At 61.1% G+C, this 14,136-nt stretch carries 17 protein-coding genes and 1 tRNA gene; 6 read left to right on the top strand and 12 right to left on the bottom strand.

The features are described from left to right. The 3 genes from CV013_RS00255 to CV013_RS00245 are packed head-to-tail and all read right to left on the bottom strand — an operon-like array spanning nucleotide 1 to nucleotide 2,880. On the bottom strand, nucleotides 1–1,284 hold the full coding sequence (locus CV013_RS00255; protein ID WP_102153270.1) for a DUF4350 domain-containing protein: 1,284 nt from the start codon (nucleotides 1,282–1,284) through the stop codon (nucleotides 1–3). Continuing rightward, nucleotides 1,281–1,925 (bottom strand): hypothetical protein, encoded by a 645-nt coding sequence (locus tag CV013_RS00250; protein WP_102153269.1) that lies wholly within the window; start codon nucleotides 1,923–1,925, stop codon nucleotides 1,281–1,283. The genes CV013_RS00255 and CV013_RS00250 overlap by 4 nt, the downstream gene beginning before the upstream one ends. Before the next feature lie 46 nt (nucleotides 1,926–1,971). Further along, nucleotides 1,972–2,880: a prephenate dehydratase gene (locus CV013_RS00245; protein ID WP_102153268.1), complete on the bottom strand. Its 909-nt coding sequence runs from the start codon at nucleotides 2,878–2,880 to the stop codon at nucleotides 1,972–1,974. A gap of 144 nt (nucleotides 2,881–3,024) precedes the next feature. On the opposite strand from CV013_RS00245, the gene CV013_RS00240 reads away from it, so the two are divergent. Next, entirely contained in the window at nucleotides 3,025–3,678 is a 654-nt protein-coding gene (locus CV013_RS00240) for a c-type cytochrome (protein WP_102153267.1), read from the top strand. A gap of 58 nt (nucleotides 3,679–3,736) precedes the next feature. On the opposite strand, the gene CV013_RS00235 is transcribed toward CV013_RS00240, so the two are convergent. Next, nucleotides 3,737–4,402 carry an RlmE family RNA methyltransferase gene (locus tag CV013_RS00235; RefSeq protein WP_102153266.1) on the bottom strand — a complete coding sequence of 222 codons (666 nt, stop codon included), beginning with the start codon at nucleotides 4,400–4,402 and terminating at the stop codon, nucleotides 3,737–3,739. Beyond that, complete coding sequence (locus tag CV013_RS00230) at nucleotides 4,399–5,706, bottom strand: Ppx/GppA phosphatase family protein (protein ID WP_102153265.1); 1,308 nt, start codon at nucleotides 5,704–5,706, stop codon at nucleotides 4,399–4,401. The genes CV013_RS00235 and CV013_RS00230 overlap by 4 nt, the downstream gene beginning before the upstream one ends. Nucleotides 5,707–5,891: 185 nt before the next feature. Between CV013_RS00230 and CV013_RS00225 the strand changes: the two genes are divergently transcribed. Continuing rightward, a tRNA-Gln gene (locus CV013_RS00225) sits at nucleotides 5,892–5,965 on the top strand. A 75-nt stretch (nucleotides 5,966–6,040) separates the two neighbouring features. Further along, on the top strand, nucleotides 6,041–6,544 hold the full coding sequence (locus tag CV013_RS00220) for a hypothetical protein (RefSeq protein ID WP_102153264.1): 504 nt from the start codon (nucleotides 6,041–6,043) through the stop codon (nucleotides 6,542–6,544). Here CV013_RS00220 and CV013_RS15465 read toward each other — a convergent pair. From CV013_RS15465 to CV013_RS00210, 3 genes are all read right to left on the bottom strand, one after another. After that, nucleotides 6,541–6,714, bottom strand: a complete 174-nt coding sequence (locus CV013_RS15465) for a hypothetical protein (RefSeq protein ID WP_157935713.1) — start codon at nucleotides 6,712–6,714, stop codon at nucleotides 6,541–6,543. The two genes, CV013_RS00220 and CV013_RS15465, sit on opposite strands and share 4 nt — an antisense overlap. A gap of 67 nt (nucleotides 6,715–6,781) precedes the next feature. Continuing rightward, entirely contained in the window at nucleotides 6,782–7,165 is a 384-nt protein-coding gene (locus tag CV013_RS00215; protein WP_102153263.1) for a hypothetical protein, read from the bottom strand. Between the two features lie 38 nt (nucleotides 7,166–7,203). After that, nucleotides 7,204–8,172 carry an IS1595 family transposase gene (locus CV013_RS00210; protein ID WP_102153542.1) on the bottom strand — a complete coding sequence of 323 codons (969 nt, stop codon included), beginning with the start codon at nucleotides 8,170–8,172 and terminating at the stop codon, nucleotides 7,204–7,206. A 96-nt stretch (nucleotides 8,173–8,268) separates the two neighbouring features. On the opposite strand from CV013_RS00210, the gene CV013_RS00205 reads away from it, so the two are divergent. Then, complete coding sequence (locus CV013_RS00205; RefSeq protein ID WP_102153262.1) at nucleotides 8,269–8,502, top strand: DUF6471 domain-containing protein; 234 nt, start codon at nucleotides 8,269–8,271, stop codon at nucleotides 8,500–8,502. Here the strand turns inward: CV013_RS00205 and CV013_RS00200 are convergent. Then, nucleotides 8,441–9,160, bottom strand: a complete 720-nt coding sequence (locus tag CV013_RS00200; protein ID WP_123639994.1) for a hypothetical protein — start codon at nucleotides 9,158–9,160, stop codon at nucleotides 8,441–8,443. The genes CV013_RS00205 and CV013_RS00200 overlap by 62 nt on opposite strands. Before the next feature lie 159 nt (nucleotides 9,161–9,319). Here CV013_RS00200 and CV013_RS00195 point away from each other — a divergent pair, with 159 nt between their 5' ends. Beyond that, nucleotides 9,320–10,222, top strand: coding sequence for an LOG family protein (locus tag CV013_RS00195; RefSeq protein ID WP_102153541.1), 903 nt, complete (start codon nucleotides 9,320–9,322; stop codon nucleotides 10,220–10,222). A 110-nt stretch (nucleotides 10,223–10,332) separates the two neighbouring features. On the opposite strand, the gene thiD is transcribed toward CV013_RS00195, so the two are convergent. From thiD to glmM, 3 genes are read right to left on the bottom strand one after another with little or no spacing between them, the layout of a single operon-like run. Continuing rightward, nucleotides 10,333–11,145: a bifunctional hydroxymethylpyrimidine kinase/phosphomethylpyrimidine kinase gene (gene thiD, locus CV013_RS00190; protein WP_102153260.1), complete on the bottom strand. Its 813-nt coding sequence runs from the start codon at nucleotides 11,143–11,145 to the stop codon at nucleotides 10,333–10,335. Beyond that, nucleotides 11,142–11,366 (bottom strand): DUF1272 domain-containing protein, encoded by a 225-nt coding sequence (locus CV013_RS00185; RefSeq protein ID WP_102153259.1) that lies wholly within the window; start codon nucleotides 11,364–11,366, stop codon nucleotides 11,142–11,144. Before CV013_RS00185 ends, thiD begins: the two co-directional genes overlap by 4 nt. Beyond that, nucleotides 11,366–12,703, bottom strand: coding sequence for a phosphoglucosamine mutase (gene glmM, locus CV013_RS00180; RefSeq protein ID WP_102153258.1), 1,338 nt, complete (start codon nucleotides 12,701–12,703; stop codon nucleotides 11,366–11,368). The genes CV013_RS00185 and glmM overlap by 1 nt, the downstream gene beginning before the upstream one ends. 113 nt (nucleotides 12,704–12,816) lie before the next feature. Between glmM and CV013_RS00175 the strand changes: the two genes are divergently transcribed. Further along, nucleotides 12,817–14,091 carry a dicarboxylate/amino acid:cation symporter gene (locus CV013_RS00175; RefSeq protein ID WP_102153257.1) on the top strand — a complete coding sequence of 425 codons (1,275 nt, stop codon included), beginning with the start codon at nucleotides 12,817–12,819 and terminating at the stop codon, nucleotides 14,089–14,091. Nucleotides 14,092–14,136: the final 45 nt, after the last annotated feature.

The raw sequence follows: 14,136 nt of genomic DNA, 5'->3' as shown, positions 1-14,136 counted from the left end.
TCATGGGGCGATAGTCCTTTCCAGCGACTTGAGCGCGTGCGCGGCACGCAGGATTTCGGATGGGCCGCGCGCTTGCGACAGACGAGCGGCGAGTTGAGAGTAAACCGGTGCGTCAGGTGCCCGCCGAGCAACGGCGGCATCGATCGCAGCCGCGTCTGCCGAACGTAGCCCCAGCGCTGCCGCCAACCGCCGGGCGACAAGCGCGGCATAAGGCGCCGTCAGCAAATGCAGGCGGCGGCTGCGGATCGTGAACCCGGCGGTATTGGCGACCAGTTGCCGCTTGCCGAATGCAATCGCGTGCCCTTCCGCCATTGGCGGGCCAAAACGGCGAAACGCGCGCCAGCCCACGATCAGCATAGCGATCAGCAGGCACAATGTTGCGGCAAGGAATGGCGGCGTGAATGCCAGAGTCAGCAGGTTCTGCGTGCCACCTGCACCAGATAGCGTCGTATCGAACACGATCGGCAGATCCATCCCTTCACGCGCAAGGTTCACCACTTGCGTGGCAAGCAGCGCACGGTTGCGATCGGCCAGCCCATAATTGTTCATCAGGTCCGGCTCGGCCACGACCATGACGTTCCATTGATCCTCGGTACAATCGTCGGGCGGGATGGCGGTCAGCCCCGCGGCCTGGTCGAGGACCGGATAGCAACCGCCATCGTCCATATAGCCGACAAGATTCCGCCCCTGAGCATCTTCTGCCAGACCGACGATCCGCCCTTGCGTGAAAGCCTGCACATATTTCGGGCTGGGAAAAGTGCCTGATTTGCCTAGCCCGCTCCACTGTGAAGACCGTGTTTCGGCCGGCTCGATCTTTGCTTTCAGCGACAAGTCATCTCCCAGATCGGAAATCCATTCGGGGGTAAAACTGCCGCCCAGTATGACCCAATCGGGTTTACGGCCGGGGGTTGTGCGTGGGGCGTCGATTGCGACCCATTTGGGGATAATCAGCAGAGTGGGGCCGATATAGCGGCGATCTTCGATAACCTTGCGAATGTCGTCAGCTTCGGCATTGGCGGATGGTGTCAGGATCAGCAGGCCATCGGTCAGATATTGCTTGCGGCTGCGCGACTGGGAGACATCGTGTCCCTGCCGCTCCAGCATTCGATACAGCGCAGCGTACCCGTTAAGCCCGCGATTGGTCACGTCGGCTTCGGCCACACCGTTCTTACCGGTTTGCCCACTGCCGATGAAATACAGGGTAACAAGAAATGCCAGTACCCCGAAGAGCACCAACCCCAGCATCACGCGCGGGTTGAAGGCAGAGGTGCCCGTACCACTCATCGAGCGATCCGTTCCAGAGCGAACGCAGCATATGCATCGCGGGCGATCAGCCAGTCGTCTGCACCGAGTGTGCGGAGCGCGAACAGGCTGCGTTCCACACGGGTCGCTATCGTACCGAAGGCCGCACGTGCGGCATCGGGCAGGGCAGGCAATGCCGCCAGTTCGCGCGCAGTGCTGGACGGATCGACCAGATCGGGGCGGGCATCGGCAATCTGGGTTACACTGCGCTGGAGCAACAGGTGTGTCGCTTCATCGAAGCGCCCCTCTGCCGCGAGCCGGTCTGCATCTTCGAGCAAAGCTAGCGCAGCGGCATGGGTGGGTTGCCATTCGTCTTCGCGATCGGAATCGCTGTGCTTTTGTGGGCGCCAGCCAAGCGCGGGGCCGATCAGTTTCCATAACAGATACAGCAGGGCGGCGATTGCCAGTGCCAGCAAAGCCCATTTCAGCACTGGCCATGCATTAACCAGCCAGCGCCCTACCGGGCCCAGCACTTCCGCCAACCATTTGAACACGGTCTCCAGCCACGCAGGCGGCTGAGCAGTCTTGGGTTGGGGAATCGGCGCATATTGAATGGAAGAATCCGCGCGGACGGCATCCCACGCTTCGCCTGCTGGCTGCAATTCCCCCGTACTTGTCGTCACAGGAAAAGGTGGTGACACGCCCGGCGCGCCATCGCAAGCGCAGAGATCAGCCGCGCTCGCGTGCCTGGGGGTAAGTGCCCAGAATGCGGAGTTCCTTGCTGTGGTACGCCAGTTCGTCCAGCGCCCGGTCGACAGCCGGATCGCCCGGTGCACCGAGAATATCCGAATAGAACATCGAAGCAGCAAACCGCGCGCCGATCTGGTAACTTTCCAGCTTGGTCATATTCACGCCGTTGGTCGCGAACCCGCCCAACGCCTTATAAAGCGCAGCGGGGATATTCTTCACTTCGAACACGAACGTAGTGATGGCAGGTCGGCCTGCGACCGTTTCAGGGGGCAGCGGTTCGCGGGCGAGCAGCAGGAAGCGCGTGGTGTTGTCTGCGGCATCTTCGACATCGTTTTCCACAATATCGAGCCCATAGAGGTCTGCCGCCATCGGCGGGGCAATGGCGGCCAGAGTGGGATCGCACATTTCCGCGACATAGGCGGCCGCACCGGCAGTATCCGAATGTGCCTGCGGCTTGATCCCGCGTTTCTGCAGGTAGTGGCGGCTCTGCCCCAGAGCTTGCGGATGGCTCAGCGCATATTCGAATGGGCCGTGCTGTCCATCGGCGGTGGGCGCAGCCATCAGCGCGTGATTGATTCGCAAAAAATGTTCGGCAACGATGGACAGCCCGCTTTCCGGCAACAGGAAATGGATATCGGCCACGCGCCCATGCTGGCTGTTTTCGATAGGTATCGCAGCCGCACCCGCACGCCCGTCCTTCACCGCTTCGATTGCGTCGGCAAAAGAAAAACACGGCAGTGGCAGGCAGCCGGGGACCATTTCCACCGCCGCACGGTGGGAATTGGCCCCGGGCGAGCCCTGATAGGCGATAGCGCGCGCCGGATCGGCGGCGGCTGCTTCGGCCATCTGGGCAACCATAGCGCGGGCGGGGGCAGGAAAGCTGTTCATGGGCGAATGCGCGCGTAGCTGTGCGTCAATCGGGCGGCAAGGGTTTCCGCTCTTGCGCGCAAGCAATCGTGCAATTAGAGCGGCCCGCAAGGGGACTTTGCCTTTCCTTTGCCACTTTTGAGAATTCGCGGGATAGCTGCACGCATGGACGACCGTTTCAACACCGCTGCCGGATGGGTCCTGTTTTCGGGGATCGTCGCACTTGGCCTGTCTAGCCTGAGCGCCAAGTATTTTATGGCCGACAAACACCACGCTCCGCACGAGATGGGTTATCCCGTCGAAGGCGCGGCGGATGAAGGTGGCGACGCCAACAAGGGACCGAGCCTGGCTGAACTGCTTGCCTCTGGCGATGTCGCCAAGGGTGAAAAGGCTGCCAAGGCCCGCTGCGGCACTTGTCACACTTTCGATCAGGGCGGGGCAAACGGCACCGGCCCGAATCTCTACGGCACCGTTGGCGAGGATATCGGCCACGGCAAGCGTGGGTTCGCTTTTTCGTCTGCGCTGGCCGATCATGGCGGCAAGTGGAGCTATGAAAACCTCGACGCGTGGTTGACCAGCCCGAAGGCGTTTGCCGCAGGTACGAAGATGAGCTTCGCCGGTCTGTCGAAGGGCGAAGATCGCGCCAATATCATCCTCTATCTGCGCTCGCTGGGCGGCGGACCCGAACTGCCAACGCCCGAAGCCAAGCCTGCTGAAGGTGACGAAGCCGCGCCGGCTGATGCCGCATCGGATGCTCCGGCAGGCGAAGATGCCAAAGCTGCAGAAGCGGCAGCGGCAGAAGCCGCCCCCGCCAAGTAAGCTTAGGCGGGGCTTCAGCCTCCGATCTAAATCGTTGATAAGATTTGCAAGGGCGCCCCTATTCGGCGCCCTTGAATCCTTGTGCGATCACATACCATTCGCTCGATCCCTTGCGGCTGGCGGGTGGTTTGGCATGTTTGACGGTCTTGAAGTGCTTCTTCAGCAAAGCGAGCAGATCGGTATCGGTCCCGCCCGCCAGCACTTTGGCCACGAACGCTCCACCCGTCGTCAGGTTCTCAATCGCGAACCACGCGGCGGTTTCGACCAGCCCCATCGTTCGCAAGTGATCGGTCTGCTTATGGCCCACCGTGTTGGCCGCCATGTCGGACAGCACCAGATCCGCAGGACCGCCCAGCGCCGATTCGAGCGCGGGCGGCGCTTCATCCGCCATGAAATCCATCTGAAGAATCGTAACGCCCTCGATTGGCTCGGTTTCCAGCAGATCGATGCCGACCACGGCGGCATGAGGCGCGCGTTTGCGGACCACCTGACTCCATCCACCGGGAGCGATGCCGAGATCCACCACGCGCTGCGCCCCCTTCAACAGGCGATACTTATCGTCCAGCTCCGTCAGCTTATAGGCCGCGCGGCTGCGATACCCCTCCGCCTTGGCTTGTTTTACGTAAGGATCGTTGAGCTGGCGTTCGAGCCAGCGATTCGACGATGCAGTGCGCCCGCGCGCAGTTCTCAGGCGTTTGTCCGGGTTGCGTCCCGACCGGCTCATGCCGCACCTGCCATCAGCGAGCGGAGGATGCCTTCGCGAATCCCCCGGTCGGCCACGCCCAGCCGGTTGGCTGGCCAGATATCGAGAATCGATTCGAGGATCGCACAACCGGCGACAACCAGATCGGCCCTGTCGTTGCCGATGCAGGGCAGCGTGCGCCTTTCATCGGGCGACATTGCCGACAGCCGATCGGCAATCCCACGCATCGATTGCGACGGAACGATCAACCCATCGACCGCTCGTCTGTCGTATTGCGGCAGTCCCAGATGCAGGCTGGCAAGTGTGGTCACTGTCCCGCTTGTGCCCAGCAGACGCACATCCTCCGCGTCGCTGGCAGCAGGGGCGACGCGCTTCGCGAAATCGGTGAAGCTGTCGAACACCGTGCGGCGCATTTCGGCGTAACGGGCCAGCCGGGTTTCCGCATCCCCTTCTGAACGGCCGACCGTGTCGGTCAGCGACACCACGCCCCACGGCACACTGACCCAGTCGAGTATGCGCGGAACAGTATCGGTTGGCTCTATCAGTACGAGTTCGGTTGACCCACCGCCAATGTCGAAAATCACCGCCGGGCCAGTGCCCTGTTCCAGCAATACGTGGCAACCGAGCACAGCCAGCCGTGCCTCTTCCTGAGCGGAAATAATATCGAGCACGATGCCGGTTTCGCGGCGAACCCGCTCAATGAACTCTTCCCCGTTGGATGCGCGGCGGCAGGCTTCGGTCGCTACCGAGCGGGCGAGAAACACGTTTCGGCGGCGCAATTTGTCGGAGCAGACCTGCAATGCGCCCAAGGCGCGATCCATAGCCGCTTCGCTCAATTGCCCGCTGGCGGCCAGCCCTTCGCCCAGGCGGACAACCCGGCTGAATGCATCGATCACTGTGAAATTTTCTCCCGAAGGGCGCGCGATCAACAGGCGGCAGTTGTTAGTGCCAAGGTCGAGCGCAGCATAGGCCTGCCGCGGATGCGGGGTGCCGCGTGGGTGGCGTGGTTTGTCGGCGGCTGAATTGGGCCGGGTTTCGGGCTGGGCCAGCACCTGAGATGACTGCACCTGTGGCGACTGGGCCTGAGGTGATTGAGACTGTGCAGGTTTGCCGCCATGCCTCCTGCGCCGCCCTTTGCGCCGGTTCGACGCGCCGCGCTGTGGCTCGGAAGCCTTGGGTTCGCCGCGATTGTCCGGCGACTGGCCGGGGCGACGATCGTTGAGCTGAGGGGGGCCCTTGTAGCGAAAATCGGCTACTTTGCCGGACTTTTTGCCCCCTTTCCTGCCAGCTCTCCTGTTTGTGTCCGGCGGAGACACGTCCGCCATTGTACTCTTTCTCAATAATCCACCCGCGCCGCATAAAACCGTTCGCGCACGGGCACCTGCCTGCAATGCTAGCGCTGGTTTGATTGCGGGGCAAGAGATCGGTCACGCATCCCCTTGACCTAGCGGGGCATGGAAACTAAGTGCGCCCTCTCTCGCGTTGGCAGGGCTTCCCGCCGCGCACCCGATGCCCCGTCGTCTAATGGTAAGACTACGGACTCTGACTCCGTCAATTGAGGTTCGAATCCTCACGGGGCATCCAGCTTCTCGGCATTAGGTAGCAACGGCAGAAGATTGCTATCTACCCAGCGGTGGGCCAAGCGCCTACTCTTGGGCCATGGGCCTGACCAACTATCAGCATGCATTGCGCAAGAAATATTCCGCACTCACCGGCGAGCGTGACCTGTTGCTGGAGCGCATAGGGCGCATCCGGCAGGAGCAAGCCTTGCTGCCCGAATTGGAGGCCCGCGCCGCCAAGCTGGACGCTCTGGTGAAAAGCGCGGCCATGCTGCTGCAAGAGGACAGCGACCAGTGGGAGCCGCAGGACAGCCCGCCTGTTCGACCATGGACCCATAGCCTGCCCATTCCGTTCGGAACATGCGGTAGGCGGGCCTTAGAGGTTCTGCGAACCGCTGACAGAGCCATGACCGTGCGCGAGATCACGCTGGAAGTGCTTAGGCAGGTCGGAGAGGTCGAGCCTGACCGCGCCACGCTGCAGAAGGCACAGAACGCAGTGGATTCATCGCTGCGTTCCCGTCGTGGGCGCGGCGTGGAATCCTCTGACAAGTATCCGGCGCAGTGGCGCAGCGCGGCTAGGTCGGAGATTGAGTTTGATCCCTAAGGCGTAGGGATGAACGGGATGGGTGTTCGACGTTCCAGTTCTTCAGCGATTTCTTCCAGCTTGCGGACTCGCTCCGCGAGATAGGATCGAACCACTGCGTTCGCAGGGCTTCCATCATTGCGAAGTCGCGCAGCAACATCGCGGATTTCGGCAACTAGATCATCATGCATTGCATCACCCTTTTGCAGCACCCGCCTGACTATTATTAGGCGGCACCAATAGGAGAACTGAAAATGGCTAATTCGGCATCGAAGGTGCAGCGTCGTTTTCGTCACACAGGCGAAGCATCTTCTCAGCAAGTTCGCGCGCCACAGGCCACGGCATTTCAGACGCGATGCGAAGGCCATCCGAAAGATCATACTCGACCTCAAGGCCAGACTCGTTTGCAGAGAGATTGGTCGTCGGGCTCATCGTGGGGAGAAGTTGTGCAGGCAAGATTCCGCGACTGGTGCCATCGGCCACAGTTCCCAGTAGACCAAGCGCAAGGTCATGTGCCATTTCAGGATGAAGACCAATGCCAACAGGCTTTCCATCGTTGGCTTGAAAGCGAAGGGCGATGAACCCTCCGCTATCGTCGAGGTGGATTTCATGGATGCCCACCACCAAGTAACTTCTTGTCATACCGCCACCTCCGATTCCCTCGGTAGGCAGTCTGCATCTTAGGCGGCGCGCTGCCAATAGCCGGTCCAGTTGCGGCTCTGGCGACTAGCAAGACCGGCTCCCACAACCATCATCGCCTGTCCGCCGTTGCTGGTGCGACGGTTATCCTCGCGCCAGCTTGCCTCACCAGCATAGGCGTGGAGATACGGCCCTGCGATATGGTGATGGGTGCCGACTTCCATCCGGCGCAGGCGCGAGAAGTAGCTTTCGGCCTGATTGGTGCAGGCCCCGTCTTGCGAATAGGCCAGCGAGTGATTGATGCGCCAAGTCTGCCAACCGGAGTGCAGGTCATCCCAGCTCGAAGCCTCATCTGCGTGGATGGTCGCGAGAGTGCCGACGCGATCGCGGACGATAGGCACGGCATCGCCTTCATGGCGCACCACGAAGGGAAGCGACCGGCCCTTGCGCTCACGCATGATGACGACGCACTGCCGCTTGCCGGTCTGGTGCTTCGCAAGGCGACGATCCCGGCGATCCTCCTTGCGGTTTTCCGGGCGAATGTGACCGCCGAAATAGGCCCCGTCAATTTCCACGATACCATCCAAGCGAATGCCAGCCTGTCCCTTTGCTATGGCTTCGCGCAGCTTGTGGCAGAGCACATAGGCGGTCTTGTACTGCACATCGAGATCGCGGCTGATCTGGAGCGCAGAGACACCCTTCGCACCGTTCACGAACAGTACGATAGCGGCCAGTAGATCGGTGAACGACAGCTTGCGGGCGGCAAAGATTGTGCCGCTGGTGACGCTGAACTGGTGCTTGCAGGCCTTGCACTGGAACTTGCGGCGCGAGGGAATGTCGTAGGCATCGCAGCAGCCGCAGCGCGGGCAAACAGCCGCCCCTTCCGTTTCCGGCCAGCGCAGGGAACGAAACAGCGCATAGGCCTTGTCCTCGCCCATGGTGTAAACCTGCTTGAGCGAGATGGTGCGAGCCTTCGCGGAGAGTAGAAAGTGCTGTCCTTTGCTCTTCATCATCATATCCAGTGATGTTACTCACCGAATATGATGGTTTACATCGTCGTAGTCAATGGTTTATATCATCAAAAATGATGATGTTCGGAGTGCCTGATGGCCAAGAATGATCCTGTCACCGTTGAATATGAGACTCGCGCAAAGAGCCTGCTAAAGGGCGAATTGAAGCGGCGGGGGATCACATATGCGCAACTGGCCGAGAAGCTGGCCGAAATTGGCGTTGCCGAGAACGACAGGAACCTCAACAACAAGATCAGCCGGGGCGGCTTTAGTGCCGCTTTCTTCCTGCAATGTCTGGCAGCCATTGGGGCCAGTGACGTTCGGATTTAGGTGCTTCCAGCACCTTCTCGTGCGGGATTTCGTGAGCGTCATGCCAGCGCATAGCGGCGTCAAACTTCTCGCCATTTGACCACGCCTTCGGTCGAACAATGACGCCAAAGGCCGCATCATCCTTGGTGCGTAGATCAACTTCCATCACCAAGAAGTGGTCGCCACTTTCGACCTCGCGCCAAATTACCTTCCGATCAGAGAACACGTATGGGCATGGATCGGCAATCTCGCGGTCGAACTGGATTATCAGCGCAATTGCATTGCGCGACACCTTCGGGTCTGAATGGTTCACGTTCCCCATGACCTGCCCGTCCAGCATCGTTAGGCCAGCCACACCCACATGTTTCTGAGCCAAGGGCTGGCCGTCCTTCCAATTAACTGTGAAGTGCTGCCAGTTGCCGACCTTTCGCTTGGCTTCCCACTTACGGAAGGCCCACTCTCCCCAAGATATGGCAAGAACCCCGCTGAGAAACCATGCCATAGCGACGATGGTGGTATCGTAGCTTGAATCAAACATGGCGGCAGGCCCCGCCCTTACGAACTCGCGAACCTTTGAGGTCCAGCCCAGTTCGTCCGCCACGGTTTCGGTGGTGAAGACCGCGAGCCCCACCACGAGAGCCCATACCGGCAGCGCCACAAGTCGGATGAACTTTATCATGCTCGCTTCCTGCCTCACCTTGAGGCCAAAGTGGAGTCGAGCCGATGCTTGGAGAAGCGGCACTCGAAGCAGGCTTTCTGCGCTTGCTACCTAATGCCGCAGCTTCTTCGCGCGCTTCTGTATCTTGCCCACCGCTCTGCCGCGGCCTATCGGGCGGTGATGACTGATGATAACAAGAGACAGGAACGCGATCTGAAGGATCGCAAGTTTTACCGCGCCGAACAGGAAGCCGAATTCACCGACAAGGGAACGCCGGATACTCCGCAAACGCGGCACCCGGCCTATCGCCTGGCTTTTCGCGACACCGATTTCCTGGTTCGCGAGGAATTGCGCCCGGTTCGGTTCCAGCTTGAACTGCTCAAGCCCGAAATGCTGTTGGATGAAGCGGGCGTAGGCTCCACGCTGGTGATGTATGGTTCGGCCCGCATTCCTTCGCCCGATAAAGTCGAGGAAATGCTTGCTTCCGCCACCGATGCGAACCGCACGGTGGTCGAACGGCTGGTGGAAAAGGCGAAGTATTACACCGAAGCGCACAAGCTGGCGAAGATGGTCAGCGAAAAGTCCATTGTCGAAGACGGAAGGCGCCAGTTCGTGATCTGTTCGGGCGGTGGTCCGTCGATCATGGAAGCGGCCAATCGCGGCGCGAGCGATGCAGGGGCGGAATCGATCGGCCTCAACATCGTGTTGCCGCACGAACAGGCGCCCAACAAGTATGTGACGCCCTATCTCAGCTTCCAGTTCCACTATTTCGCGCTCCGCAAAATGCACTTCCTGCTGCGGGCGAAGGCAGTGGCGGTATTCCCCGGCGGGTTCGGTACGTTCGATGAGTTCTTCGAACTTCTGACTCTGATCCAGACGGGCAAGATGAAGCCGATTCCGATCCTGCTGTTCGGCAAGGATTTCTGGAACCGCGTGATCGATTTCGAGGCGCTGGCCGAAGAAGGGACGATCAACAAGGATGACCTCAACCTGTTCCGCTGGTGCGAAACCGCGGACGAGGCGTGGGGCCACATCGCCGGGTTTTACAAACTGGACGATGCAACCGCCAAAGCTCCCTGCTGACAGGGAGGGACATTGCCCGCGTATCGGCGGGAAGAGCGGGGGCGCGGCTGTTCGGCAGCAGCGCCCCTTCGCATTAACAGGACCGGCCCCGGCGAACGGGGTGGGGTGCATTAATTGAGATTGCGGACGGCCTGCTGCCCCAGCGGGCCGTTACCTGCGCCAAAGCCCGGTGCGGCATTGATTGCCGCCAGCACGAATTGCCGCGCCAGCCGCACCGCGTGGTCCAGCGCCTGCCCGTGACCGATCAGCGTGGCGATGGCTGATGACAGAGTGCAGCCGGTCCCGTGGGTGTGGCGGGTGTCGATCCGCGCGTGATCGAACTGGACCCAGCGACCGCCCGGCTGGATCAGAATGTCGATCACTCGCGCATCTTCGGTATGGCCACCCTTGGCCAGAACGCAGCAGCCGTGTCGGTCTGCCAGTTCCGCCGCGGCGTCGATCACTTGATTGGTATCTTCCAGTGTGCGCCCCGCGAGGTGCGCCAGTTCGGGCAAGTTGGGCGTGACCAGCATGGAGCGGGCGAACAGCTTTTCGCGGATCGCCGCGATGGCATCCTGCGCGATCAGAGTCGCGCCGCTGGTGGAAACCATCACCGGGTCGAGGATGACCGGCACTGCCGCGTCCAGACCCGCCAGCGCACTGTCGAGCGCATCGACAATCGCGATATCGTGCAGCATTCCGATCTTGATCGCATCCACCCCGATATCGCTGATGCACGAATCTATCTGCGCCGAAACCATGTCAGCGGAAAGCGGGGCAATCGCCTGAACTGCGGTGGTGTTTTGCGCGGTGATCGCAGTGATCGCTGTCATCGCATATCCGCCGAGCATCGTGATCGTCTTGATATCGGCCTGAATTCCCGCGCCGCCCGATGAATCGGAACCGGCGATGGACAATATGCGGGGAGGGGGGCGGTCGATCATGCCAAGTGCTTCCGCTGTGTGGATGGCGGGAATTTGGCGTGGAGCGACTTCGCCCGCGTGGGCCGATCCATCAGTTCACCGCCGCAATTGGGGCAGCGATCATCCAGATCGTCGGCGCATTCGGCGCAGAATGTGCATTCCAGACTACAGATGAAGGCACCGGGTGCCTCAGCCGGCAGGTCGGTGCCGCACCGTTCGCAATCGGGCCGCATGTCCAGCATCAGGTGGCTGCCCGCACGGCATCGCAGATCGAATCGACTACGCGTTCGACTTGCCCTTCGTCGTCGCCTTCGGCCATCACCCGGATCACCGGTTCGGTGCCCGACGGGCGGATAACCAGTCGCCCGCGCCCGGTCAGTTCGCTCTCGGCATCGGCAATCGCTTGTTTGACCTGAGCATCGTCGAGCGGGGTGCCACCATCGTAGCGCACGTTTTTCAGCAATTGCGGTACAGGATCGAACTGGCGGAGCATCTCGCTCGCTCGCTTGCCCGAACGCACGAGGCTGGCCAGCACGCGCATGGCCGCAATCGTGCCATCGCCAGTGGTCGCATGATCGAGCAGGATCATGTGCCCCGACTGCTCCCCGCCGACATTGAACCCGCCTGCGCGCATTTTTTCAAGCACGTAGCGGTCACCGACTTTGGCGCGTTCGAGCGTCAGCCCATGCCCTTGCAGGCAGCGTTCAAGGCCGAGGTTCGACATCACCGTGGCCACGATACCGCCGCCCTTCAGCGCGCCCTTGTCATGCAGACGCAGTGCGATGAGCGCCATGATCTGATCGCCATCGACCGTTTCGCCCTTTTCATCGACTACGATCAGGCGATCCGCATCGCCGTCCAGCGCGATGCCGATATCGGCACCGGTTTCGATAACTTTGGCTTTGATGGCATCGAGCGAAGTCGATCCGACCTCGCGGTTGATGTTTGTGCCGTTGGGTTCGACCCCGATGGGGATTACTTTCGCGCCCAGTTCCCAGATCGCCGATGGGGCCACCTGATAGGCCGCTCCGTTGGCGCAATCGACCACGACCTTCAGGCCGTCGAAGCGAATTTCGTTCGACACCGTCTGCTTGATTGCGTGGATATAGCGACCCCGCGCATCGTCTATCCGACGGGCGCGACCGATCTGGCTGGCCTCTGCCAAGGGCAATTCCTGATCGAGCATTGCCTCTATTGCCAGTTCGTCTGCATCGGACAGCTTGAAGCCGTTGGGGCCGAACAGTTTTATGCCGTTATCTTCGAATGGGTTATGGCTGGCGGAAATCATCACCCCCAGATCGGCCCGCATTTCACGGGTGAGTAGGGCAATCGCCGGGGTCGGCAGAGGCCCGGTCATGATCACATCCATGCCCACACTGGTGAAACCGGCGACCAGCGCACTTTCCATCATATAGCCGGAAAGGCGGGTATCCTTACCGATAACGACCCGGTGGCGGTGGTCGCCCCGCAGAAAATGCCGACCGGCGGCCTGGCCGACTTTCATTGCTGTGGCGGCGGTCATCACCCCCTGATTGGTACGGCCGCGAATGCCGTCGGTGCCGAAGAACCTGCGTCCCATCTGTCTCTCAATCTCTCGTCTCGTCAATAGCAGCCGCCATGCCGTGAACCGGTGAAAATGTCACCCTTTAGTCAGTACCTAGCGCGAAACGAGAATTGCGTTATTCTGGGGTAATGGACGATACAGGGGATCGCGCTGCACGCGCGCAATCGGCGGAACATCAGCTCGTCAACGTGCGGCTGCCGGCGGGGTGGACACTGACAGGGTTGATTGCGGGGCTGCTGCTGGGCTGGGCGCTGGCGGGAAGCACAGTGATCGATCCGATACTGACGGTGACGAAGCCGGTCGGTTCGCTGTGGCTCAGGGCATTGCAAGTCACCATCGTGCCACTGGTCGCGGCGCTGCTGGTGCTGGGTATCACGCAAATGGCGCAAGCCGCGCGCGCCGGGGCCGTGGCTCGCAAAATGCTGAGCTGGATAGCTGTAGTGCTGATTTTCGGCGGGCTGGTTTCGGCATTTGTGTTGCCGGTGTTGCTATCTGTATTTCCGCCGCCCGCTTCCGCCGCAGGCATCCTTTCGGCCAGCACTGGCCCGGCGCAGGAAGTGCCGGGGATCGGCGCATTCGTCGAATCGCTGGTTGCCCCCAATATTGTGGAAGCGGCTGCCAACACTTCGATGTTGCCGCTGACTCTGTTCTTTGCCGTGTTCGCGCTGGCACTGGTGCGGCTGCCGGCGGGGCAGCGCGACACGATGATCCAGTTCTTCCGCGCGCTGGCCAACACGATGCTGCTGATTATCGGATGGGTCTTGTGGCTGGCCCCGGTGGGCGTGTTTGCGCTGGCAATGGGCGTTGCCGCACAAAGCGGGGGCGCGGCATTCGCGACGCTGGCGCATTATATTCTGGTAGTGGCAGCGATGGGCTTCATCGTCATGCTGGGCGGATATGTACTGGCGTGGGTCGCTGGAGGGATCAATCCGCTGCGGTTCACCCGCGCGATGTTCCCGGCGCAGGCTGTCGCGCTATCCACGCAAAGTTCGCTGGCCAGCTTGCCCGCGATGCTGGTCGCGGCGCAGCGACTGGGTGTGCGCGAAACCACAGCGGAATTTGTCCTGCCGCTGGCGGTGGCGATTTTCCGTTCGACCAGCCCGGCGATGAATCTGGCGGTGGCGATCTATGTCGCGCATCTGGCGGGGGTTACGCTGACTCCGCTGTCGCTGGCTGCCGGTATAGCGGTGGCGCTGGTGATTTCGGTCGGGTCGGTTAGCTTGCCCGGTTCGATCAGCTTTGTCGTATCCATCGGTCCGATCGCATTGGCGATGGGAGTGCCCGTCGGCCCGCTGGCTCTGCTGGTCGCTGTCGAGATGCTGCCCGATATCATGCGGACAGTGGGCAATGTGACACTCGACGTAGCTGTTACCACTGCTGTCGACCGGACAAGCAAGGATTAATCAGACTCTGTTGCAACCTTGCCGTCTCTCGCGCATTGGAGAAGA

This window comes from Tsuneonella flava, assembly GCF_002870965.1.
In the GTDB taxonomy this organism is placed as follows: Bacteria; Pseudomonadota; Alphaproteobacteria; order Sphingomonadales; family Sphingomonadaceae; genus Tsuneonella; species Tsuneonella flava.
Note: the sequence above shows the minus strand (reverse complement) of the source record. Positions and strands in the feature narration are given on the sequence as shown.

Coding starts and splice junctions, on each gene's coding strand:
- CV013_RS00255 (WP_102153270.1), bottom strand. CDS start 1,284: ATGAGTGGTACGGGCACCTCTGCCTTCAACCCGCGCGTGATGCTGGGG.
- CV013_RS00245 (WP_102153268.1), bottom strand. CDS start 2,880: ATGAACAGCTTTCCTGCCCCCGCCCGCGCTATGGTTGCCCAGATGGCC.
- CV013_RS00240 (WP_102153267.1), top strand. CDS start 3,025: ATGGACGACCGTTTCAACACCGCTGCCGGATGGGTCCTGTTTTCGGGG.
- CV013_RS00235 (WP_102153266.1), bottom strand. CDS start 4,402: ATGAGCCGGTCGGGACGCAACCCGGACAAACGCCTGAGAACTGCGCGC.
- CV013_RS00230 (WP_102153265.1), bottom strand. CDS start 5,706: ATGGCGGACGTGTCTCCGCCGGACACAAACAGGAGAGCTGGCAGGAAA.
- CV013_RS00220 (WP_102153264.1), top strand. CDS start 6,041: ATGGGCCTGACCAACTATCAGCATGCATTGCGCAAGAAATATTCCGCA.
- CV013_RS15465 (WP_157935713.1), bottom strand. CDS start 6,714: ATGCATGATGATCTAGTTGCCGAAATCCGCGATGTTGCTGCGCGACTT.
- CV013_RS00215 (WP_102153263.1), bottom strand. CDS start 7,165: ATGACAAGAAGTTACTTGGTGGTGGGCATCCATGAAATCCACCTCGAC.
- CV013_RS00210 (WP_102153542.1), bottom strand. CDS start 8,172: ATGAAGAGCAAAGGACAGCACTTTCTACTCTCCGCGAAGGCTCGCACC.
- CV013_RS00205 (WP_102153262.1), top strand. CDS start 8,269: ATGGCCAAGAATGATCCTGTCACCGTTGAATATGAGACTCGCGCAAAG.
- CV013_RS00200 (WP_123639994.1), bottom strand. CDS start 9,160: ATGATAAAGTTCATCCGACTTGTGGCGCTGCCGGTATGGGCTCTCGTG.
- CV013_RS00195 (WP_102153541.1), top strand. CDS start 9,320: ATGACTGATGATAACAAGAGACAGGAACGCGATCTGAAGGATCGCAAG.
- thiD (WP_102153260.1), bottom strand. CDS start 11,145: ATGATCGACCGCCCCCCTCCCCGCATATTGTCCATCGCCGGTTCCGAT.
- CV013_RS00185 (WP_102153259.1), bottom strand. CDS start 11,366: ATGCTGGACATGCGGCCCGATTGCGAACGGTGCGGCACCGACCTGCCG.
- glmM (WP_102153258.1), bottom strand. CDS start 12,703: ATGGGACGCAGGTTCTTCGGCACCGACGGCATTCGCGGCCGTACCAAT.
- CV013_RS00175 (WP_102153257.1), top strand. CDS start 12,817: ATGGACGATACAGGGGATCGCGCTGCACGCGCGCAATCGGCGGAACAT.